The organism is Rhizobium sp. 01L419 (assembly GCF_056400025.1).
This window is the reverse complement of record NZ_JBFTSM010000026.1, coordinates 39,958-61,706: the sequence shown is the minus strand read 5'-3', so window position 1 is coordinate 61,706 and position 21,749 is coordinate 39,958. Positions and strand designations below refer to the sequence as shown.

General features: G+C 59.4%; 22 protein-coding genes and 1 pseudogene. 11 read left to right on the top strand and 12 right to left on the bottom strand.

Annotation, left to right across the window (positions count from 1 at the left end; translation table 11 throughout):
* Positions 1–169: 169 nt before the first annotated feature.
* Positions 170–553: a 2'-5' RNA ligase family protein gene (locus AC1DUP_RS33665; protein ID WP_113309806.1), complete on the top strand. Its 384-nt coding sequence runs from the start codon at positions 170–172 to the stop codon at positions 551–553.
* 150 nt (positions 554–703) lie between these two features.
* Here the strand turns inward: AC1DUP_RS33665 and AC1DUP_RS33660 are convergent, their stop codons facing one another.
* From AC1DUP_RS33660 to AC1DUP_RS33640, 5 genes are all read right to left on the bottom strand, one after another.
* Positions 704–985 carry a ribbon-helix-helix domain-containing protein gene (locus tag AC1DUP_RS33660; RefSeq protein ID WP_113309805.1) on the bottom strand — a complete coding sequence of 94 codons (282 nt, stop codon included), beginning with the start codon at positions 983–985 and terminating at the stop codon, positions 704–706.
* Between the two features lie 599 nt (positions 986–1,584).
* Positions 1,585–2,844, bottom strand: coding sequence for an ABC transporter substrate-binding protein (locus tag AC1DUP_RS33655; protein WP_113297903.1), 1,260 nt, complete (start codon positions 2,842–2,844; stop codon positions 1,585–1,587).
* Position 2,845: 1 nt separating this feature from the next.
* On the bottom strand, positions 2,846–3,892 hold the full coding sequence (locus AC1DUP_RS33650; protein ID WP_113309804.1) for an aldo/keto reductase: 1,047 nt from the start codon (positions 3,890–3,892) through the stop codon (positions 2,846–2,848).
* A gap of 10 nt (positions 3,893–3,902) precedes the next feature.
* Positions 3,903–4,253, bottom strand: a complete 351-nt coding sequence (locus tag AC1DUP_RS33645) for a TIGR04076 family protein (RefSeq protein ID WP_113297905.1) — start codon at positions 4,251–4,253, stop codon at positions 3,903–3,905.
* A complete protein-coding gene (locus AC1DUP_RS33640) occupies positions 4,246–4,998 on the bottom strand; it encodes a GntR family transcriptional regulator (protein ID WP_113309803.1) in 753 nt (250 codons plus the stop codon). Before AC1DUP_RS33640 ends, AC1DUP_RS33645 begins: the two co-directional genes overlap by 8 nt.
* 113 nt (positions 4,999–5,111) lie before the next feature.
* Here AC1DUP_RS33640 and AC1DUP_RS33635 point away from each other — a divergent pair, with 113 nt between their 5' ends.
* The 6 genes from AC1DUP_RS33635 to AC1DUP_RS33610 all read left to right on the top strand — a co-directional run bounded on the left by AC1DUP_RS33635 (position 5,112) and on the right by AC1DUP_RS33610 (position 10,324).
* The gene (locus AC1DUP_RS33635) at positions 5,112–5,921 is read left to right on the top strand and encodes an ABC transporter ATP-binding protein (RefSeq protein ID WP_113309802.1); all 810 of its coding nucleotides are present in this window, start codon (positions 5,112–5,114) and stop codon (positions 5,919–5,921) included.
* Positions 5,918–6,661, top strand: a complete 744-nt coding sequence (locus AC1DUP_RS33630) for a branched-chain amino acid ABC transporter ATP-binding protein (RefSeq protein WP_113309801.1) — start codon at positions 5,918–5,920, stop codon at positions 6,659–6,661. The genes AC1DUP_RS33635 and AC1DUP_RS33630 overlap by 4 nt, the downstream gene beginning before the upstream one ends.
* Entirely contained in the window at positions 6,658–7,569 is a 912-nt protein-coding gene (locus AC1DUP_RS33625) for a branched-chain amino acid ABC transporter permease (RefSeq protein WP_113297909.1), read from the top strand. Before AC1DUP_RS33630 ends, AC1DUP_RS33625 begins: the two co-directional genes overlap by 4 nt.
* Positions 7,566–8,537 (top strand): branched-chain amino acid ABC transporter permease, encoded by a 972-nt coding sequence (locus tag AC1DUP_RS33620; protein ID WP_113297910.1) that lies wholly within the window; start codon positions 7,566–7,568, stop codon positions 8,535–8,537. The genes AC1DUP_RS33625 and AC1DUP_RS33620 overlap by 4 nt, the downstream gene beginning before the upstream one ends.
* A 4-nt stretch (positions 8,538–8,541) precedes the next feature.
* Complete coding sequence (locus AC1DUP_RS33615) at positions 8,542–10,002, top strand: aldo/keto reductase (RefSeq protein WP_113309800.1); 1,461 nt, start codon at positions 8,542–8,544, stop codon at positions 10,000–10,002.
* A 79-nt stretch (positions 10,003–10,081) separates the two neighbouring features.
* A complete protein-coding gene (locus AC1DUP_RS33610) occupies positions 10,082–10,324 on the top strand; it encodes a hypothetical protein (protein WP_113297912.1) in 243 nt (80 codons plus the stop codon).
* Positions 10,325–10,678: 354 nt separating this feature from the next.
* Here the strand turns inward: AC1DUP_RS33610 and AC1DUP_RS33605 are convergent, their stop codons facing one another.
* Positions 10,679–11,035: a hypothetical protein gene (locus AC1DUP_RS33605; RefSeq protein WP_113297913.1), complete on the bottom strand. Its 357-nt coding sequence runs from the start codon at positions 11,033–11,035 to the stop codon at positions 10,679–10,681.
* A gap of 240 nt (positions 11,036–11,275) precedes the next feature.
* On the opposite strand from AC1DUP_RS33605, the pseudogene AC1DUP_RS33600 reads away from it, so the two are divergent.
* A pseudogene (locus AC1DUP_RS33600) lies at positions 11,276–11,446 on the top strand (ABC transporter ATP-binding protein); the annotation flags it as partial.
* A gap of 108 nt (positions 11,447–11,554) precedes the next feature.
* Here the strand turns inward: AC1DUP_RS33600 and AC1DUP_RS33595 are convergent.
* From AC1DUP_RS33595 to AC1DUP_RS33570, 6 genes are all read right to left on the bottom strand, one after another.
* A complete protein-coding gene (locus AC1DUP_RS33595) occupies positions 11,555–12,454 on the bottom strand; it encodes a sugar phosphate isomerase/epimerase family protein (protein ID WP_113309799.1) in 900 nt (299 codons plus the stop codon).
* A gap of 77 nt (positions 12,455–12,531) precedes the next feature.
* Positions 12,532–13,470: an ABC transporter substrate-binding protein gene (locus AC1DUP_RS33590; protein ID WP_113297915.1), complete on the bottom strand. Its 939-nt coding sequence runs from the start codon at positions 13,468–13,470 to the stop codon at positions 12,532–12,534.
* Positions 13,471–13,535: 65 nt separating this feature from the next.
* Positions 13,536–14,519 carry an ABC transporter permease subunit gene (locus AC1DUP_RS33585; RefSeq protein WP_113297916.1) on the bottom strand — a complete coding sequence of 328 codons (984 nt, stop codon included), beginning with the start codon at positions 14,517–14,519 and terminating at the stop codon, positions 13,536–13,538.
* A 31-nt stretch (positions 14,520–14,550) separates the two neighbouring features.
* Positions 14,551–16,095 carry a sugar ABC transporter ATP-binding protein gene (locus AC1DUP_RS33580; RefSeq protein ID WP_113309798.1) on the bottom strand — a complete coding sequence of 515 codons (1,545 nt, stop codon included), beginning with the start codon at positions 16,093–16,095 and terminating at the stop codon, positions 14,551–14,553.
* Positions 16,092–17,498, bottom strand: a complete 1,407-nt coding sequence (locus AC1DUP_RS33575; RefSeq protein ID WP_113309797.1) for an acetate and sugar kinases/Hsc70/actin family protein — start codon at positions 17,496–17,498, stop codon at positions 16,092–16,094. The genes AC1DUP_RS33580 and AC1DUP_RS33575 overlap by 4 nt, the downstream gene beginning before the upstream one ends.
* Positions 17,498–18,274 carry a DeoR/GlpR family DNA-binding transcription regulator gene (locus tag AC1DUP_RS33570; protein ID WP_113309796.1) on the bottom strand — a complete coding sequence of 259 codons (777 nt, stop codon included), beginning with the start codon at positions 18,272–18,274 and terminating at the stop codon, positions 17,498–17,500. The genes AC1DUP_RS33575 and AC1DUP_RS33570 overlap by 1 nt, the downstream gene beginning before the upstream one ends.
* 196 nt (positions 18,275–18,470) lie before the next feature.
* On the opposite strand from AC1DUP_RS33570, the gene AC1DUP_RS33565 reads away from it, so the two are divergent.
* The 3 genes from AC1DUP_RS33565 to AC1DUP_RS33555 are packed head-to-tail and all read left to right on the top strand — an operon-like array spanning position 18,471 to position 21,662.
* Positions 18,471–19,553, top strand: a complete 1,083-nt coding sequence (locus AC1DUP_RS33565; RefSeq protein ID WP_113297920.1) for a class II aldolase — start codon at positions 18,471–18,473, stop codon at positions 19,551–19,553.
* Positions 19,550–20,830, top strand: a complete 1,281-nt coding sequence (locus AC1DUP_RS33560) for a xylulokinase (protein WP_113309795.1) — start codon at positions 19,550–19,552, stop codon at positions 20,828–20,830. Before AC1DUP_RS33565 ends, AC1DUP_RS33560 begins: the two co-directional genes overlap by 4 nt.
* Complete coding sequence (locus AC1DUP_RS33555) at positions 20,823–21,662, top strand: TIGR01459 family HAD-type hydrolase (protein WP_113309794.1); 840 nt, start codon at positions 20,823–20,825, stop codon at positions 21,660–21,662. Before AC1DUP_RS33560 ends, AC1DUP_RS33555 begins: the two co-directional genes overlap by 8 nt.
* Positions 21,663–21,749 lie beyond the last annotated feature (87 nt).

Here is a 21,749-nt window from a genome sequence, read left to right as displayed (position 1 = left end):
GCGTGCAGCACGAAAACATTCTTTGCCAGATCCACCCCGATCATCGTGTCTTTCATTTTGCCGTCTTCTCCGTCCTGTGGGCTACAACCACATCATCTTGGCATATTGCGATGCCGTGAGGGGAGGACGGCAACCACCCCATCTTGTTCTGACCCCAAAAAGCCTGCACATGACGGTCGCCACGTTGATCGACGCGAGGAACCAATTTAAGGCTTCGAACCATGAGGTCTGGAAGCTGAGAGGGGCTCGATGGACAGAGATCATCGATAAGCTTGTTGAGAAGACGCCGCCGATTGATCTTGAATTCAGCGAGGTTGCTGCTTCGGAAGCCGCTGTCTTCATAAAAGCACAAGAGCCACAAGAACTGCACAGACTGCGTTCGGCCACTTCACATGCCATCTTGGCGTCCGAGACCGCCCCATATCGCCCACATCACGTTGTTCAGGTTTCTGCTTCCAGATCGATATCAAAGGCGTGGACGCCGGATTGGCCCGCTAGCGGCCACAGTTCGATTTCTTCAATTGCTGGAAGGACTGGTTTATCCGAGTATTGAGATCAACAGGCTGAGTGCGCCGCTACTGCTGGGCGTGCGGGGATGAAGCTTCGTGAACACATCGGCAAGCCCTCCAGTTTTGCTCCCTCGGTCAGCCCGCTTGGCGCTCATGTCGCGCACGTCGGCAAGGGCCTGCGGAAGCCATCGAGATCAGCGGGCATGTTTACGGGCAGTACTCAGTTCCTGACGGGCTTCTTTGCGCAAGGACTTCAGATCGGCTGCGACCGGCTGACCGCTGGCTTTACCCTCGTCCCACAGTTGGCGCAGGCGTTCGATGTCTCCCTTACGAGTTTCCCATTTGGCCGACCAATCGCGCATTGCCTCGCGGATTACTTCGCTGCTGCTGGCATAGGCGCCACTATTGACCGCGTCGCGTAGCAAATTCGCCTGCTGGGGCGTCATCGAAACGCTGATTTTTTCGACGTTAGCCATTGAGACCTCCGTTGTCTTTTGGTGGTAAAGCTTACCACCACATGGACGTGCTTGCCAAGCGTTCGGGCAAAGACCTCGAAGTTACGAGACACGAGATCAGCCCCGAACGGTTCGCCGCATTCATTACGATCATCTCGACAACCTGAGAGGCAGAGGCGAAACCGAGGACTCGGCGCTGTCGGGCGGATAGTTCAATTAATTGGGGGCAGGCCCATGACTTCTTGCGACACCGAGATACGGCACTGCTAACGCATTGTGGACAATTCCCGGACTTCGGACAGGCAGGACAATCCTTAGACTCCGGCCGGTCGTCAGCATCAAGGTTCGTTGAGCCCGTCTTACTAGAGCAAGAGACGCGTGGCAGGATGTCGGCCCGCTTGGCTTGCAAAATTGATGGCAACACCAAATCACATCATTGCTCTTGAAGAGAGCAGAACCAGCGCGGCACTATTCAAATGAAGCTAAGCTTCTGAAAACAAATCCTCGGGGCATAAAGCCTCTTTATGGCACTATCCAGAATACACAGAATATCACCTCCTAAGGCGAACCCCTAGAACAGGATGTAGCGGGCCCGGGGCGGATCCCCGAGCCCTTTTCGCTTATTTCGCAGTCTTAATCTCGTTGACCTCTTCGGCGCTTAATTCGCCGACAGTCGTCACCTCGCCATTGGTGATCTTCCAGAGACGGAACGGGCCGGTGATATCGCCGTACTGATCGAAGCTGACAGGGCCGATGACGCCTTCGTACTTCACAGGCTTGCCGTCCTTGATGAGCTGCAGGGCCTTGGCAAACTCTTCCTTGCCGGCATGGATCGGCGTGCCGCCTTCGGCCACCACTCCCGGCACCGCAGCCTTGATGGCGGCAGCATCCGCCTTGCCCGCCTTGGCAATGGCGAGTGCGACGATCGCACCGGCATCATAGGAACGGTCCGCGGCCGGAGCCGACGGAGAAATGCCGCCCGAGAAGGCTTCATAGTTGGCATTGAAATATTCGGTCGATGCCGTCGGGCTCGTACCGGAGGAGGTGCCGTAGGCGCTTTCGAGATATTGCGCGCCGACGCTTTCGATGAAGTCCTTAGAGTTCATGCCGTCGTTCAGCAGGAAAGTCTGCTTGCCGCCACCGGAAATCCAGGCGCGGGCGATCGTTGCGCCGTCAACCGGCGTGCTGACGAGATAGAGTGCATCCGGCTCACCCGTCATGGCGGCACTGGCTTCCGACGCATAGCTCGACTGCTTCTCGTTGTAAGGCGTCGTCGAGGTGATCGTGCCGCCAAGCTTCGTGTAGGCCATGGTGAACTCCTTCACCATGTTGACGCCGAAGTCATTGTTGACGTTGATGATCGCGATCTTCTTCAGGCCCTGATCAACAGCATATTTGGCAGCGGCCGTGCCTTGCAGGGCGTCCGAGGTGATCGTGCGGAAGAACACGCCGTTGGTCTTGCCTTCGCGGCCAAGCTCGGTGAGCGTCGGCGAGGACGATGCCGGCGAGACCTGCACGACGCCGGCCGGAGCGGTAACCGAGGTCAGGATCGGGATCGAAACCGACGAGATAATGCCGCCGATGATGACCGGCACCTTCTTGATGTTGACGAGCTGCGTTGCCTGATCGACGGCGACGTTGCCCTGGCTTTGGCTGTCGCGCGTATCGGCCACGACCTTGCAGCCATCGACGCCACCGGCATCGTTGAAATCACGGAAGGCCATTTCGACGGACTTTGCACCCGCCTGGCCGTATTCGCCGGCAGGGCCCGTTAATTCCATGACCAGGCCGACAGTGATGTCGCAATCGGCTGCGAAAGCGGTTGCTGTGGATGCCGCGAGTGCCGCAACCACAGCGGAAAGCAGAAATTTCGGTCCCATTTTATTCCCCTTTGTTGAGATTGTATTTCATGATGCTGCCGTGACGGCCCTCCCGGTCCCGCTCCAGCGTATAGACGTCCCCTTCCAGCGGATTGCCTTGGCGCAGGATTGCCTCGATCTCTGCCAGATCCGTGTCGGTCAGCTTGATATTCGCGATGGCAAGATTGGATGGCAGGTGATCGCGGTTGCGGGCGCCGACAATGACTGCGGCGACGCCGGGCTTGGTCAGCATCGCAGCACTGGCGACGGTCGCGATATCCACCTGATGCCGGTCGGCAATCTTCCTGAGCGTCGAGAGCAGCGCCTGGAAAAGATCCCAGCCGCCGAAATCGTCGATGATCAGCTTGTATTTGGTGAGCGAGCGGTTTTCGAGCGGATGCTCCGGCTCCGGCTGCCCTAACCAACGATCGCCAAGGAAGCCACCGGCCACCGTGCCATAGCAGAACAGCGCGAAATTCTTCTCGGCGGCAAGCTGTACCATCTGCTTTTCCGGGCGCCGATCGAGCAGCGAATATTGTAGCTGCAACGAGGTAACCGACACGCCCGACGCGATGATCGTATTGATATGATCGGTGTCGAAATTGGTGCCGCTGACCTTGCCGATCTTGCCGGCCTGTTGCAGCTCCTTCAGCCAGCCCGCCGTTTCCAGCCAGCCAGGAATGTCATACGCCCACCAGTGAAACTGCACGAGATCGAGGCAATCGAGATTGAGCCGCCGGCGCGATGTATCGATCACACCCTCGACGTATGCCTTGCTAATTACGGGCAGCACCGCAAGGTCCGGAACGAACTTGGTATGCACGCGGATGCGCGAGAGGGCTTCGGCACCACGCAGATTGCCGTAGGCCAGACGGAAGCGGCCGATCAGGTCTTCCACCCCGGTATAGATATCGGCGCAATCGAACGTGGTGATGCCGGCGCCAGCGAAGGCGATCATGTCCTCGATGGCGCTCTCGGCATCGATTGCGCCATGGCCACCCGCCAGCTGCCATCCACCGCGAATGACGCGAGATATCTCATAACCAGGGGCGATCGTGATGCGTTGCATGTCTGCTGGCCTATTCGTCAATCAAGGGAACCGCTGTTGTCGCGGCATGGCTGAAACGGCGGAGACCCGTGCGGGTGATCCTCAGCCGGGTCGAGCAATTCGGGTCAGGGCAAGCGATATCGGCATCCGTCGTCATCCAGTCGTTGGGATGGGTCGGACGCTGCTTGGCGGCCAGAAGCGGCAGGACTGAAGACAGCGAGTAAATGGAAATACCCTGCCCGGGCGGCAGATAAAGCATCTCTCCATGCAGTTCGAAATGGTCGCCGGGCTTGGCGCCGCAATAGACAGCACCGCCTTCGGGAATGATCACGTCCACCCGCAAGTCGAAAATGTCGAAGCCATCATCCAACGGATCAACCATGGCGAACTCCCTTTGCGGCCTCATCGTGTTCCGCATCCAGCCGCCCGCGGATAAGGTTGAAAGAGCGGCTGATATCGTCGGAAAGCGACTGAACAGCGCTTTCGGCATCGCGCCCTTTCAGCGCATCGATCAGCGCCCAATGGTGATTTGTCGCCGCCAGGCCGCCCTGTTCGTCATGAATATGCGCCGCCTTGCGGATGATCGCGCCCGATTGCAGCCAGAGGCTTTCAACGATCGGAATGAGTACGGGCGAGCGCGCAGCTTGGTAAATATGAAAGTGAAAGCGCTGGTTCAGCGCGGAGGTAACGTGACCGATATCCTTGCCATGCTGCTCGAAAGCCAGGTCGCAATCGACATTGATCTGCTTGAGGATGGCGAAGTCTTCATCGCTGAGGTTCGGCAAGGCCAGCGCCACCATCTGCCCCTCGATAAGGATGCGCGCGCGCGCGAGATCGTCGAGACGATCGCGGGTGATTAGCGGCACACGCACCGACCGGTTCGGCAGGGATTCGAGTGCCTGCTCGGAAACGAGCCGTCCAAGCGCCTCGCGCACCGGCATGGTGCTCGTCTGCAGCCGCTCGGCGAGATCGACAATACGCAAGATATCGCCGGCATCAAACATGCCGTTGATCAGCGAATTGCGCAGTTGCGCGTAAACGCGGTCCTGCAGGGTCTCGCGACCGACCGGCGACAGCGCGTCGTCGCGATCAAGGTTGCTGGCGGTATTTTCGGATGCTTTCCTCATCTGTACCGCCTCTCAATTTGGTCCGCTTGCAGCCGGTTTTTTTTGGTTGCTTTTCTCCATACGGTAAAGTTTGATCAAACATCACCAATCAAATCAAGAGACTTGTTTCGTTCATGCCTTCTTCCGCGCCACCTGCACCCTCGAACCTCGCGCCCGCTTCACGAGCCGTGATCGATGCACGCGATCTGGTAAAGAAGTTCGAAGGCCATACCGCTGTCGCCGGCATGTCGCTGAAGCTTGCAGCCGGCGAAATGCTGGGGCTGATCGGCCCAAATGGAGCGGGCAAGACGACGCTGTTCAACCTGATCGCTGGCAGTCTCAAGCCGACATCGGGTGAAATCTGGATTGCCGGCCTCGATGTCTCGCAGGAAAACCCCGAGCAGCGCATCGGCCGCGGCGTCGGGCGCACCTTCCAGATTCCGAAACCCTTCCTCGAAATGACTGTGCTGGAAAATGTGCTGACGGGCGCGCAGGGGCAGGATGGCGAGCGGCTTTTTGCAAATTTCCTGCGCTTCGGCCACGTCCGGCGACAGGAGAAACTGGCGATAGACAAGGCGCGGGCGCTGCTGGAGTTTGTCACCCTGTCAGGCCTCGAGGCCCAACCTGCAAAAGTGCTCTCCGGCGGCCAGCGCAAGCTCTTGGAACTGGCACGTATCCTGATGGCCGATCCGCAGGCCATCCTGCTCGATGAGCCGGCCGCGGGCGTCAACCCCGCTTTGCTCGAAACCATCATGGAGCGCGTCATCGACCTCAACAGGCAGGGCAAGTCGATCCTGCTGATCGAGCACAACATGGACATGGTTTCGCGGCTCTGCTCCCGCGTAGTCGCCATGGCGCTCGGCAAGCCACTGGCCGAAGGCACGCCCGCCGTTGTCGCCGCCAATGCCGATGTGATCGAGGCCTATCTCGGGGCTGGGGCATGACGGTTCCTGCCCTTCGAACCCAGGCGCTGGTCGCCGGATATGAACCCGATCTGCCGATCGTGCGCGGTGTCGATCTCTCCGTGGCGCCCGGCGAATTGCTGGTGCTTCTCGGCCCCAACGGCGCCGGCAAGTCGACATTCGTCAAGGCGATCGCCGGTGTCTTGCCCGTGCATTCCGGCAGCATCTTCCTGGGGGAGCGCGACATCACCCGCGTCGCCACCCACCGCAAAATCGGCGAAGGCCTCGCCTTCGTGCCGCAGACGGAAAACATCTTCGCGACGCTCTCCATTCGCGAAAACTTGCAGCTTGCAGCCGCCGTCTTGCCAAAACACCTCCGCGCGGAAAAGATCGCCGCTCTCTACCGCCGCTTCCCCGATCTCGCGACAAAGCCGTCACGGCTGGCGGGCGCGCTTTCCGGCGGCCAGCGCCAGATGCTGGCAGTCGCGCGAGCGTTGATCGTCGATCCGCCGGTGCTCATTCTCGATGAACCATCCGCAGGCCTGTCTCCGAAGATCGTTGCGGAGGTCTTTGCGATGCTTCAGGAGATCAATGCCGGCGGCGTCACGGTTATTCTGGTGGAGCAGAACGTCAAGGCGGCGCTCGCCCTCGCCAGCCGCGCCATCATTCTGGTCGAAGGCAAGATCCGCCATGAGGGCAAAGCATCCTCCCTGCTTGGCGATCCATTGATCGCCAAACTCTATCTCGGCACATCACAGCCGCATGAGGTGCCACAGCCATGAACCCGCAATTTCTGATGGATGGCCTGTTCGCCGGCGCGATGATTGGTCTGGGCGCCATCGGCGTGACGCTCACCTATTCGATCCTGCGTTTTGCCAATTTCGCCCATGGCGAACTCCTGTCCTGGGGGGCCTATCTGGCGTTGGTGGTGAGCGGCGGCCTCGGCCTGCTGTCCACCACGCTGACGAAGCCGCTCGGCCCGTTTTCCTTCGGCTGGTCCCTGCCGCTTTCAGCCATCCTCGCCATTATCCTGACGGGTGCCTTGGCGCTCGCCGTCGATGCCGTGCTGTTCGGTCGCCTACGGGCGCGCGGCAGCGCCGTCATCATTCTGGTGATGGCAAGTTTTGGCGCATCGCTCGCCCTGCGCAGCCTGCTGGAATTCATCTTTACCTCGAAGCCCGCCTACTACACCAAGGCACTGCAAATCGCCGTCCAGATCGGCGGCGGACTGCGTGCAACGCCGGATCAGCTTCTGTCGCTTGGCGTCTCGCTCGTTGCCGTCATCGCCATTCACCTGCTGATGACCCGCACCGATATCGGACGCTCGATGCGGGCTGTCAGCGAAAACCCGGCGCTTGCCGGAATTGCCGGCGTTGATGTGCGTCGGGTGATCCGCGTGGTCTGGTTCGTCGGCGCCGCCCTCGCCTGCATCGCCGGCATCATGACCGGGTTGCTCGTCCAGATCCGCCCCTATCTCGGCCATGATCTGCTGCTGCCGCTGTTTGCCGCAGCGATCCTTGGCGGCATCGGCAGCGTGCCGGGTGCGATGATCGCCGGATTGATCGTCGGTCTTTCGGAAGCGGCAGCCGTACAAATGGTCGGTGCGGAGTGGCGCGCCGCCGTCTCCTTCGTCATCCTCGTTGCGGTCCTTCTTCTGCGCCCGCGCGGCCTGCTCGGGAGGGTCGCATGAGCCTAGACCTGATCGCCTACGCCGCCTTCTTTCTGACCATGGCGCTGACCTACGCCATCATGTGCCTCGGCCTCAATGTGCAGTGGGGCCAGACCGGCCTGTTCAACGTCGGCATTGCAGCCTTTGTGGCGATTGGCGCCTATGTCTCAGCCCTGCTGACGACACCGGACGCTTTCAATCGTGTCGGCGGCTTCGACCTGCCGATTGCCGTCGGCTGGATGGGAGGTGCGCTCATCGCGGGCCTTGCCGCCTGGCTGGTCGGGGCGCTCACCATACGGCTCAGGTCCGATTATCTGGCGATCGCCACCTTCGGCGTCGCCGTCACCGTACAGCTTTGCGTGCTCAACCTGCAGCCGCTCACCGGCGGCGCCTTCGGCATTGGTTTCATTCCGCGGCCGTTTGGCAAACTCGCGGGCGATCCGCTCGCCTTCGGCCTTTCCAATCTCGCGCTGATGGCCGCCGTCGTGCTGGCGCTGTACCTCGCCCTCCAGCATCTGGCGAAAAGCCCCTGGGGGCGTGTGCTGCGGGCAATCCGCGAGGATGAAGCGGCAGCACAGGCACTCGGCAAGCGGTCGATCCGCTTCCGGCTGCAAGCCTTTACCATCGGCGGCGCCATCATGGGGATCGCGGGGGCGGCGCAAGGGCATTTCATCGGCTTCATCGCGCCGGACAACTATCTGCCGATCCTGACCTTCCAGGTCTGGGCAATGCTGATCGTCGGCGGTGCCGGCAACAATCGCGGCGCAATTCTCGGCGCGGTGCTCGTCTGGGGTCTCTGGGCGCTGTCGGCCGCCGCCGTTTCCGCCTTCATCCCGCCGGAGCAGCAGGCGCGTGCAGCATCCCTTCAGATCGTCATGATCGGGGTCGGCCTCTGCCTCATCCTCCTCCTGCGCCCTCGCGGCATTCTCGGCGCGTCGAATGCGCTGGCATCTCTGACGCGCAAGCGCCCGGAAAAGTCCAAGGAATAGAACCATGTCCCACCGGCCCGATCGCATAGCCCTCACCAAGGAGCTCTCCATCAGCCGCCTCGTCTGCGGACTCTGGCAGGTTGCCGACATCGAGAAAAACGGCACGATAATCGATCCCGACCAAGGCGCCGATGCGCTTGACGCCTATGCGCGCGACGGGTTCGACACATTCGACATGGCGGATCACTACGGTTCGGCCGAGCTAATCGCCGGACGCCTGCTGGCGCGGTATGACAGCGGCGCCAGACCGGCTGCCTTCACCAAATGGTGCCCCGAGCCGGGTCCGATGACCGCGGATGTGGTGCGTGGCGGCATCGAGGAACGTCTGGCCCGGCTTGGTGTCGACAAGGTCGATTTGCTTCAGTTCCATTGGTGGAGCTTCGAACATCCAGCCTGGCTCGACGCCCTACATGAAATGCAGCGTCTGCGGGAAGAAGGCCTGATCGGTGCGTTGGGGCTTACCAATTTCGATGCAGGGCATCTGGCGCTGGCCTTGGCCGATGGCATCGAGATTGCCAGCAATCAGGTCTCTTTCTCTCTTGTTGACCGCCGGGCCGCGGGTGCCTTATCGGATCTCTGCGCCAAAAGCGGCGTCAAGCTGCTGGCCTATGGCACGCTTTGCGGAGGCTTTCTCTCGGAGAAATGGCTTAATCAACCGGAACCCACTGATATCGCCGACTGGAGCCGCTCGAAGTACAAGCGCTTTATCGATACCGCCGGTGGCTGGGAGGCGTTTCAAGGTATTTTGCGCGCGGCCTCCGGCATCGCGGCCAAGCACAAGGTCTCGATCTCGAATGTCGCCAGTCGCTGGGTTCTTGAACATCCGGCCGTCGCCGCCACCATTGTTGGCGCGCGGATTGGGGAAAAAGAGCATCGCGACGACAATCTCAAGGTATTTTCCTTCGCGCTGGACGGCGAGGACCACGCAGCCCTTAATGCCGCCTTTGCGGCTATGCAACCCATTCCCGGCGACTGCGGCGACGAATATCGCAAGCCGCCGTTCCTGACGGCGTCGGGCGATCTCAGCCACCATCTGGACGCCATCCCTTCGATCTACACCGCAGTCCGGGTGCCCGGCAGGCCGGGCCGTTCGCGCGTGTCGTCGGGCAGCATCTGGGAGCCAATGGCCGGCTACAGCCGCGCGGTCCGGATCGGCAACCGTATCCTCGTGTCAGGCACCACCGCGACCCATGGCGCGGACCGCTGCGTCGCACCCGGCGATGCCGGTGCGCAGGCCACTTACATTCTCGACAAGATCGCAGCGTCCATTTCGGCACTTGGCGGCAGCATCGAAGACGTGATCCGCACCCGTATCTATCTGCGCGACGGAAACCAGTGGGAACCCGTTTCCCGGGCCCATGGCCGTGCCTTTTCATCCATCCTGCCCGCCAATACGCTCATCGAGGCCGGAAACCTGATCGGGGACTACGAGGTTGAAATCGAGGCGGAAGCAGTCTGCGACTGAGTGCAGGCAACATAAATCGGGTTGGGCGCTGACTTGCGCGTACCAAAGAATCCGTTGCCGTTCAGGCGGTCGCTAGCAGATGACGGGCCGTGAACATGTCCAGGTGCCCACCGCCGACATTCTTGTCGACGGGGATATCTATGAGCCACGTACCACTGCTTTCCTGCCCACGGTTGTCATCGATATCATCCAGCAGGCCGTGGCTGCTGTTGAGAATGGCTTACAAAGGCGCTCACATATAGACTTGGAGAGACCGCCACAAGGCGATCTTTCTGCCATGGCGGGCGTGGCGAAGCCGGCGTCCTTCTGTGTCAGCGACTAGCGCGCCTTGAGGAGAATCGAGCCACCCCACCTTTCACTATTCACTAAATCATTGAAAACACACGCCTGAGGCGTTGTCCAGTTTATGGAACTATTTGCCGCCGGCCGCAGTCTCCGGGTCCCAAAAGGCAAAAGATCTGAGCGTGACCTTTTTATCTCACCTAAATCCCCAAGAGCACGCAGTTGTGCCCCCATGGAAAGCGAACTGACGAGTTGGGCCAATTCTGGCAGCCGGGCAGACCGGAACATAGTCCAAAATACCTGAATAACAATTCTCCGGTATCGGTACAGATTTCCGCTGCCCGGCTGGTCCTGCAGCATGGAGTGACGATCATTGTCCATGCTGTGAGGCGTCTTAGCGTACGAAGAAGGTAACGCTGCCGTCGGCGGCCTGTTCGGCGTCAACGATATTGTCGACTTTTACATCATCCTGATTCAGCTTGCGAACAAGGTCCTTGTTTTCGCTGATCGAGGCTCGGATCGCACGCAACTGGTTGTCCGTGCGGCCCGTTGCGGAGAGACCGCGGGTCTCATGTTCCGGATCGTTGTCCCAGTTTCCGACGTAACGAACATTGAAGTCGGAATTGAAGGCACGAAGGGTCTGGGCAATTTCGGGGGCTGTGTTCATCGCGATGCTTTCGGCACGGCTGACGCCCGCCAGAGCCAGAGATGCAAAGGCTGCAACAAAGGCAATCTTGAATCTGCTGTTCATCTTAATTCTCCTTTAGGGTTGATCTACCTCAATCATGGTCGGCAATTGATTTGGGGAGATCATCAACTACCGGCCATCTTGGGCAACGGTCAGACGATCGCCCGAAAACGGCAGTTCGAAAATCAGACCCCTGTTCAGGCTTCTTCAGACCTATGTTTAGGTGGAATTCAAACATTTGCCATGACTGTGACAAACTTGGGTTGCACGTGCCGAGCGATGATCAGCGAAAGAAAGAAGCGCATCCCGGTGCCGAGCGACGGCGCGCTCTCGCTGCTCGGCCGGACGCCGCATCTTAAGCGGATGGACAACGCTCGCGAGATCGGCGTCGTTTTTGGTCAGCGCAGCCAGCTATGGTGGGACCTGCCGCTGGTCGACAGTTACTGGGCTCGCATGGCACTGATTCTCCTCCCAAACAAGGCCAAGTGAAACCAGAACATCCGCGAGATTGAGTCAGACCCAATTTTGGACGCCGATTGACATCCCCGGCCGCAACGGCCTGCACAATGTGTGCGACGGTGATCATACCGTCGGCAGATGCGCAGCTCTGACTAGCTTAGCCTTGAGCCGCGCGGTGTCCAATCCGAGTTCGATGAATGTCAGGGCATGTTTGGCGAGCGCGACATTGTCGTCCCAGAGATTTCTCCAGATCGCCGTTTTCAATGACAGGTCCTTGTCGACGATCGTTGTCGAGAAGGATTCGAAGGTCACATAGTCGTCCCATCCAATGGCGACCAGAGCGTCAAAGATTGAGGCAAAATCGATATTGCCCGTCCCAAGATATCCACGGTGGCTTTCCCCGATATGGACGTAGCCGATTTTTTCCGCAGCGTGGCGGATCGCCAGTCCGACGTCGGCCTCCTCGATATTCATGTGGAAGGTGTCGAGATGCAGGAAGACGTTCGAGGCTCCAGTATCCTTGATGTAAGCCAGCCCTTGGGCGGCCGTATTGAGCATGTTGCTCTCGAAGCGGTTGACGATTTCCAGGTTAAGCGTAACACCCGCGTGCTTCGCGCGATCGGCGACCTTCGAAAGCGTGCTGACGCTCTTGTCCCACGCCCTGCGAGACAACGCGTGCTCCTGCTTTCCGTGAGCCGAACTCAGGATGCCTGCGAGCTTGGTGCCGCCAAGATCGCGAACCAACGCAACTGCGCGGTCCAAGATGGCTTCACCGTTGGCGACAACGGACTGATCTTCGCTGGAGATATCGCCTTCCGTTGGCAAGCCCATGCTAACCGCGACATCCAGGCCTAATTCCCGGATGCGGGATGCGAGCCATTTTACGTCGACTTGTTCGGGGTCCAGGTACGAAAACTCGACCAACTTGAAACCGAGTTCGTGGGATCGCGCGAGAGTTCTCTCCAGCTCGTCTTTGGAAGAGCCGACACTCCAGACAAACGAGTGGATACCGATTTTGGACATGGAACGAATTCCTGGTTGATTTTCGGATCGCAGCCCGTCGGGCTCGAAAGCACCGACGGGCCGCTCGGGAGGAGACGTTAGCGAGCTGCGGTCCAGCCCTTATAGTCCTTGATGTTGTCGGCAGTAATCAGCTGCGGATCGAGCAGCACTGTGCTTTCTGCCGGCTTCTTGCCGTTGAGAACATCGACGGCCATTTTCAGGGAGTCACCTGCCATTGTGTAGGGATCCTGCGAAGCAGACGCCTTGATCATCGATTTGCCGCTGGCAAGCGACTTCTCGATATCCGGAGCGCCGTCGACGGCAGTGATGAAGAACTCGTTGCGGTTCAGCTGCTTGGCGGCAAGCTCTGCACCGATGCCCGTCGGATCGTTGATGGCGAAGACGGCATCGATCTTGTCGAAGCGCGTCAGCAGGCCCTGCATGACGGCGAGACCGCCGTCGCGCGAACCCTGACCGTTCTGGTCGTCGGAGAGGATCTTAATGTCGGGGCTCTTCGTCAGGACGTTCTTGCAACCCTGAACACGGTCGAGGATCGAGGAAGATGCGGGGCCGTTGATGATAACGACGTCGCCCTTGCCCTTGAGCTGATCGACGATGTACTGGCAAGCCTCTTCGCCAGCCTTGATGTTGTTGGTCATGACCGTGACGTCAGCGCCCGGTGCGGAAACGTCGAAGGCGGCGACGATCACGCCAGCGGCCTGAGCCTTCTTGACGGCAGGTGCGATCGCCTTGGCATCGACTGCATTCAGCATGATGATATCAACGCCGGCGGCAATGAAGCTGTCGATCTGCGAAACCTGCTTGTTGAGGTCGTAGTCAGCCGAAACCGATGTGACCTGAACATTCGGGTTGATTTCCTTGGCGCGGTCCTCGATGCCCTTGATGGTCGCAACAAAGAACGGATTGCCAAGGAGGCCGACCGAAATACCGATCTTCTGGAGATCCTTGCCGGCGGCAGGCATTGCGATCGCGGCCGCCATTGCGGTAGCTGCAAGCAGTTTAGAGATCATACGCATACTTTCCTCCATATGGCGCTTCCTGCGCCCTGTTATCCGGTAACCCCGGTCCCTCCGGCCGCACATTACGTGCGGCTAAGTCCTTTCAGCCGATAGCGGTCGAGCCCCACGGCAACGATGATGACGAGCCCCTTGATGATGTACTGCCAAATGTCGGAGACACCGACGAGAATGAGGCCATTCGACAGGACCGCGATAATCAATGCGCCGATCAGCGTGCCCCAGATCGAGCCGACACCGCCGACGAAGCTGGTTCCGCCGAGAATGACGGCGGCGATCGCATCGAGTTCGTAGGATTGGCCGAGCTGCAGGCCGTTCGCCGCGTAGAGACGTGCTGCCGACATAGCGCCGCCCAGGCCGGACAAGAGGCCCGACATCGAGTAGACGAAAAGCAGAACGAGCGGCACCTTGATGCCAGTCAGGCGCGCGGCCTCGACGTTGCCGCCCACGGCGTATATCCAGGTACCCAATACCGTGCGCTTCAGGATGAACCACGAGACCAGAATCGTCGCCATGGCGATGATTGCCAGCCAGGGTACGCCGAAGAGACTACCGTTTCCGATGAAGTCGAAGGGCAGGTCGGGATTGAAGACTGTCGTGTCATTGCCGAGCAGTCGGGCGATGCCGCGCATGGCGGTCAGCGAGCCGAGCGTCACGATAAAGGGCGGAAGCTTGAGCGCCGATATGATCGTTCCGTTGACTACACCGCAGGCAAGCCCAACTCCGATCGCCGCCGGAATACCGAGCATGCCGAGATCGGGCCAAAGGGATACGATGACACCGACCATGGCGGAAGCGGCAAGGATCGAACCGACCGAAAGGTCGATGCCACCCGTCAGAATGACGAACGTCATCCCGGCGGCCAGAACCGTATTGATCGATGCCTGTTGCATCACGATCGAGAGGTTGTTGACACTGAGGAAGCGTCCACTCAGCAGATGGAAACCGATCGCCAGAATGACGAGCACTGGCAGCATGCCGAGTGCCGTGAGCGTCGATCTGAATTTTGCCTTAGTGGCGTTGCCCTGATCCGTGGATGTCGCGGTCATGTTTTTATCCCGTCGTCTTTGATTTCCCACCTCAAGCGACTTTCGACGCCGATCCGGTGGAGAAAGCCATGATGGCTTCCTGGCTTATTGGCTGGTCCGGTGCCGCCAGAACTTCCCCGGCGATACGGCCCTCGCGCATGACAAGGACGCGGTCGGCGATCCCGATGATCTCGGGCAGATCGCTCGATATCACCACGATCGCGATCCCCGCCTGCGCGAGCTCGTCGATAATTCGGTAGATTTCGGACTTGGCACCAACATCGACGCCGCGCGTCGGTTCGTCGAAGATGATGACCCTGGGTTTCGTTTCGAGGAGACGGGCGATCAATGCCTTCTGCTGATTGCCACCCGACAGAGCGCCGATATTGACGCTGTCGCTGGAGGTGCGGATGGAAAGCGACTTGATTGCCCGGGTGGCTCTTTCTTTTGCCGACGCGAAATTTAGAATTCCCCCGCCAGTCGCATCCTTTCCGATGACGCCGATGTTTATGTTTTCGTTGATCGTCATATCGAGGAAGAGGCCCAGTCCCTTCCGGTCCTCCGTGAGATACGCGATCCCCGCATCCATGGCGTCCCGCGGACCGCCGATGGCAAGGTCCCTACCGTCAAGCGAAACCGTCCCGGACGTTTTGCGATCGGCACCGAAAATAAGGCGTGCGAGCTCGGTTCGTCCGGAACCAACCAGCCCGGCGATCCCTAGCACTTCACCGGCTTTGGCATCGAACGAGCAGCCGAGAACCCGACGACCATCACCTATGTCACGCACGGCGAGGACCGTCTTCGCAGCCTGTTGAGGTGCCCGGTGTGCCTTCTTGTAGAATGAAGAAAGGTCGCGGCCAACCATCATCGAGACGAGCTTTTCGGCAGACAGTTCGTCCCGCTCCAGCGTGCCCACGTACGCGCTGTCACGCAGAACACTCACGCGATCTGCGAGAGCATAAATCTCTTCCATGCGGTGGCTGATGTAGATGACGGCGATGCCGCGGGCCTTGAGACCGGCGATCACGTCGAACAGCCGCTCCGTTTCCCTGGACGTGAGCGATGTCGTCGGCTCGTCCATTACGATGATTTTCGCGTTGGTGGTCAGTGCACGCGCAATTTCGACCATCTGGCGCTCACCGAGCGAGAGGGTCGCAACGAGTTGGGACGGGCCAAATGTGATGCCCAACTGCCGGAGGATCGGTTCGACACGGGCGCGGGCGTCAGCCTTGTCGACAATCCCGTAGCGGGAGGGCTCGGCTCCGAGGAACATGTTCTGGGAGACAGTAAGGTTAGGAGCAAGAGACAGCTCCTGGTAAATGACGGAAATGCCGTTTGCCTTGGCCCTGATCGGGTCTCCGGTAACGATCGGCTTTCCATCGACGAGAACCGCGCCGCCCGGGTCCGCGGTGTATGCTCCGGAAAGCACCTTCATAAGTGTCGACTTGCCGGCACCATTTTCACCCATCAAGGCGTGGACTTCCCCAGGATAGACCGTGAGCGAGACGTTGGTCAGAGCTTTGGTGCTTGCGAACGTCTTGCTGATGTTGCGCATCTCCAGAACGGGAACGCGGGTTTCGGTGCCAGCCGTATTCATGCGTGAAGTTCCTTCCTCGGACTTACCACTTTCGGCTCTTCGATCTCGCTCAACGCTCTCCAGGTCTCGCGGTAAGCTTCGAGGCCGAAAAGCTGAAGCGGCGCTGCCTTTTTCGTTTCGTTTACGAAGGGCTTCTTACCCAACGTGTCGAAAACCAGAGCGGCGGCTCCGAATGCGCTCCCTTCGGCGGTTGCGCTTGTAAATATCGGCTGCGAGGGACGGAGCTGAGCAAGAAGTTCCGCAAACAATCCCGTCTTGACGAGGCCGCCGTCTATGACGATCGCATTTTGTGACTGGATGAGGTCGAGAGAAAGATTGGTCATCAGAACGACGTAGAGAAGTGCGGCTGCCGCCCTCTCCTCGCCTTCCACCTCGGGTCCCAGGAAACGGCCTTCGAACCCCTGCATGGGTCCACCGGGTGCAAAAGACGGCAACGCGAAGACGCCTTTGGCGATCACACGTGACATGGCGTCGATGCTGATCGGCTTGTTCCAACCCCCGCTCGCAAGGTCATATTCTCTTCCACCCATGAACCGGATCGTCGGAGCTGGCTTCCCGTCGACAGTGACGTTGGCAAGCATGTCACGATTTTCATCAAGCGCATCTAGCGGACACGCCGAATTGAAGATCACCACCCAGGTGCCAGTGGATACCAATGTGAAGTCCTGGAACCCGACAGAACGATAGTAGTAGAGCGCCGAGTTACTGTCGTGGACGCCGTTGTGAACGACGACCGAAACCGTATCGCTCTCATCCGACCCGATTTCCCAATTACCAAGGGCAGTACCCGCCCTTTCGAAAGCAGGCATCTTTTCGCGCCAACCTCGACCGTCGACTAGGCTGCTGAAATCGCCGCGCAGCGGTGCCCAAAGATGAGAATGGCACCCGATGTAGGAAACTTCGGAGACTTTGTGGCCGGTAAATTTCCAGGACCAGAACTGTGGATACGCAAGAATGGCGTCGGCGTAGCTTAAGTTGTCGGGATTGATGGCCTCCAACCAGAGTATGTGGCGTCCATAGTTAAAGCCGAGCGGGAGCCTCGGAGAGAAAGTCTCGCTGAACGCCGGCACCTGCATGTCGATGCGATCCGCCAGCGACTGGGGAGGTTCCTGTTCGTAATCGAGCACCGGATGCACCAACTTGTCATGGTCAACCAGAGCAAAGGTGCACCCGTGGCCCGAGAACATGATGTGTCCGACGGAATGATCCAGTGCTGCCTGCTTCAGAGAAGCTTTCATCCAGTCGAAAAGCGCCTCGTCATCGAGGACGCGAAGGCCACCGTATTCAATCCAACTCGGCTTTGTCCTGGTTTCCGACAGTACGGAACCGTCCGCCCCGAAGACGAATAGCTTGGAGTTCGTCTTCCCGAGATCAAACACAGCTATCACGTTCGATGGCGTCATCACTGGCCTCCCACCGTGGCAATCATTATGGCAATTCCGGCGTCCTCGAGCATCTTTGCGCCGGCATCCGATAGGCCGTCGTCAATCACGATCGTTCCGATACGTGAAAGCGGAAGGACGACATTGCGCGGCTGGATCGAGAGCTTCCGGCTATCTGCCAGTAGGACTATCTCATCGGCGCAGCCGCTCAGCTCTCCAATAGCCTTGGTCAACAGGGGATGCGATTCCAGTAGTCCCTCGTCGCTGATGCCCTGGGTTCCGAGGAAGAATCGCGAGGCGAAAAAGTCGGGCGCTCCCGCGGAAGCGTCATGAATTATGCCCGGCTCGCGGTACAGCACCCCACCCGCCAACGTCAGATGGCATGTCCCGTGCTCGCCGACATAGGCGGCCAGCGGCATGGAATTGGTATAGAGCCTGACATTGCGCCGAGATAGCTGCAGACCGAGCTGATAGCACGTCGACCCCGCATGGACGATGACCGAGTCGCCATCACGCACAAGGCCCGCGGCCGTTTCAGCGATCGCGCGCTTCGCATCGACAGCTATATCGCGGTTTTCGTCATATGGCCGCGCAGAGAGGCGGGCGGAGCTCGAAGCCTCATTGGCGGAGATACCTCCATAGACCTTCCGGGCCACACCAATGTCATCGAGCTTGTCGATGTCACGGCGGATTGTCGCCGGGGAGACGCCAAGTCGCTTCTGGAGATCGCGCACGGAGGCGAACGGCCTCTCTCGAAGCATTTCCGTGATCAGACGATGGCGATCGGAATCGTTCAAAACTTTCCTCCACTGACGCTTCTCCCTCAGCGTCTATGACGAACTATAATCACAACAATTCAGATGTCGCAATATCGACGACGCAAAATCTTCACAGTTGACGATATCCAATCACATTTATAGGATCACGCCAAAGTTCGCTCATGCGACCCAACGCATAGAAGAGCGGAGACCAGAGCGGCAGGAGGGAAACGAAATGGCCACACCGGACCTGAGACACACGGAGTTGTTCAAGGGCTTCCTCCGGCTGTCGAGCGAGATAGGCAACGATATCCTCAAGACGCAGGGCGCGGGCGGCAATACGTCAATCAAAAGCGACGGCGTCATGTGGGTGAAAGCATCGGGCACCTGGCTTTCAAAGGCGGATGCTGAAGACATTATGGTCCCGGTTGTTGTGGAGCCTCTGGTTGCAGCCCTTCGAGAAGGCGACCCACGAGCCGAGAAGTCCACCGATTTCGTCGTTTCCGACCTGAACTCCAGCGGCCTTCGGCCATCGATCGAGACCAGTTTTCACGCGGCTCTCAAAAGTCCGGTTGTCGCGCATTATCACTGCGTCAACGCGATCGCTCTCGCTGTTCTCCAGGATCGTGATGCGATACTGGCTGCGCGCATGAAAGCCGTTTCCGATCTCAAGTGGGTGACGATACCATACAGGCGTCCGGGAACGCCCCTTGCACGGGAGATCGAGAAAGCAGCCTCATCCGAGCCCGACGTCCTGATCCTTTTCAATCACGGGATCATCGTTTGTGGGGACACCATAGAGGAGGTTTCGAACCGAATTCAGCGCGTCACGAACGCCCTTACGGGTGAGGCACGCAGAACCGAGACCGCCGACATCGACGCGCTCGCTGTTATCGCGAAGGGGTCCGGCTACCACCCCGCCCACGATCGTGAAAGCCACTCAGTCGCACTCTCGAATGCCAATCAGGAGATCGCGCTCGGCGGCTCGCTTTATCCCGACCATGTGATTTTCCTCGGGACGGAGATAGGTGTTCTCACGCAGGACGAGAGCGCGGCCGATCTTGAGGCGGCATTGCACCGCGAAGGTCGTGAAGCGCCGAAGATGTTGATTGTCCCCGGCAAGGGCATCCTCTTGTCCACCACCCTTACCGCAGGGGGCGAAGTCATGGCACGTTGCCTGGCCGAAGTAGTGGGGAGAATTCCGGAAGGACAGTCGGTCGCTTACCTTTCAAAGGACGATGAATATGAGCTGACACACTGGGAGGCGGAGCAGTATCGGCAGGCGCTTGACCGCGCATCCGCGAGGCAGCCCGCGTGACCGTGGAAGCTAGCCGGCCCGTCGCCCTCGGTATTGATATCGGCACTTCAGGGGCTCGCGCTTCGGCAGTTGACCGCGACGGAAATCCAGTAGGTTTCGCCGCCGCGCCGTTCAGGTCGCCAGATGAATTGCGCCAGCCGGCCTCGTGGTGGGACAGAGTGAAGGAGGCCGTTGAAAGGCTCGCCGAAAAGACAGACTTCTCTTCGATCGAGGGCGTTGCCGTTGACGGAACCTCCGGAAGCGTACTCGCGCTCGATGCTGCAAATGAGCCAACAGGCTCGGTCCTTATGTACAACGACCCTTGTCCCGACGCCTCGGTCGTAGACCGCATAGCCCGCGAGGCTCCCGCAGGTAGTACGGCTCTCGGGGCAAATTCCGGTCTGGCGCGTGCGATATATCTTTCCCACGAGAAGGGTGTCGATGCTGTGATTCATCAGGCCGACTGGATCCTGATGAAACTGGGTTGCCCCGGACGCATCAGTGACGAAAACAATGCGCTCAAAACGGGCTTTGACCTCAGTGCGGAACGCTGGCCGCAGTGGATCGAAGCGGCGGGCATGGACGTTGCTCGGCTGCCCGGTGTCGTGCGCGCGGGTGTAAGGATTGCTCCAGTACAGGGTTACCTGCAAGACCTCGGCCTGTCGACGAACGCTTGGTTTCATGCCGGTACGACGGATGGCTGCGCGTCGTTCCTGGCAACGGGGGCATCGGCAACAGGCGACGCAGTGACGGCGCTCGGCTCCACGATTGTGCTCAAGCTTGCATCGGACGGGCCGATCAGCGCTCCCGATTACGGGGTGTACTCGCATCGTGTCGGTCATTTCTGGCTTGTTGGCGGGGCGTCAAATAGCGGTGGCAATGTCCTGCGCGCCCTGATCGGCGATGATCGGCTGGACGACCTCACACGGAAAATCGACCCAGACCGTAAAATGGATCTGGATTTCTATCCCCTTCTGCGTCCGGGCGAGCGTTTCCCGATTAACGATGCCCACTATCCGCCCCGCCTCACGCCGCGGCCCGCCGACGATGGAGATTTTTTTCAGGCCATACTCGAAGGCATGACGGAAATCGAGCGCCTGGGTTATCAGCGGTTGCGCGAACTCGGATCGCCTGCGTTGAGAAGCCTTCGAACCGTCGGTGGAGGGGCCCGAAATCCGGCCTGGACGAAAATGAGGGCCAGAGCGTTGGGCGTTGAAACTCCACCCTCCAGATCACTAGAAGCCGCCGTCGGGACAGCCGCACTCGTCCTTTCCCAGTTGGATTCCACCAATGTCTAGACCGTTGTCCATCTCTCTGGCTCAGTTGATGCAAGCTTACGACGTCTTCTTCATCGATCAGTTCGGCGTACTGAGGGATGATGCCGGCCCTTATGAGGGTGCCATTGCCGCTCTATCCCATTTAGCATCGGCGGGCCGGACGATCGTTATCCTGTCCAATTCCGGCAGAAGCGGCGACTACAATTCCGAGCGGCTGATAAAAATGGGCTTTGCGGCGGACAGCTTCGACTTCTTTGTGACCTCGGGGGACGTCGCGTTCGACATCCTCTCGCGACCGGAAAATGCGATTGCAAAAGGGGCCCGTTGTTTAACGGTCTCCAGTGGCGGGGACAGCAATCTGGCTGATCGTCTGGGACTGGTTTCCGCAAATACCGCAGCAGACGCTGAAATCGTCATTGTCTCCGGCAGCGAGGCCGAACGAGTTTCAATGGACGATTACCGGGACATGCTGCGCCCGGCCGCCGAAAGAGGCGTGCCGTGCTACTGTACCAACCCTGACATTCACAAACTGCACACTGGTTCCGTCGCGCCGGGTGCAGGGAGCATTGCCAAGCTCTATGAAACGATGGGGGGGCCAGTCACCTGGTTAGGAAAACCACATCCCGAAATATATGAATACGCTCTACGGCTCACGGCCGTCAGCGACCGTCGATGCGTGGTTTGCATCGGCGACAGCATCGAGCACGACATCCTCGGTGCGAAATCGGCAGGGCTGGACTCTGTCCTCGTCCGCACTGGCATTCTGTCCAACGCCAATGAGGAGGAGCTTGAAACCGTCTCCGCAAGCGTTGGAGCTTACCCAACGCATACACTGCAAAGCTTCGCGCTTTAATTTGGATATTGTGGCTCCCTTTGCCCGAACGAACGGGCCAGCAACGCAAGCCCCCGACGCTCTCCGTTCGCTTTTGCAAAGGATCAT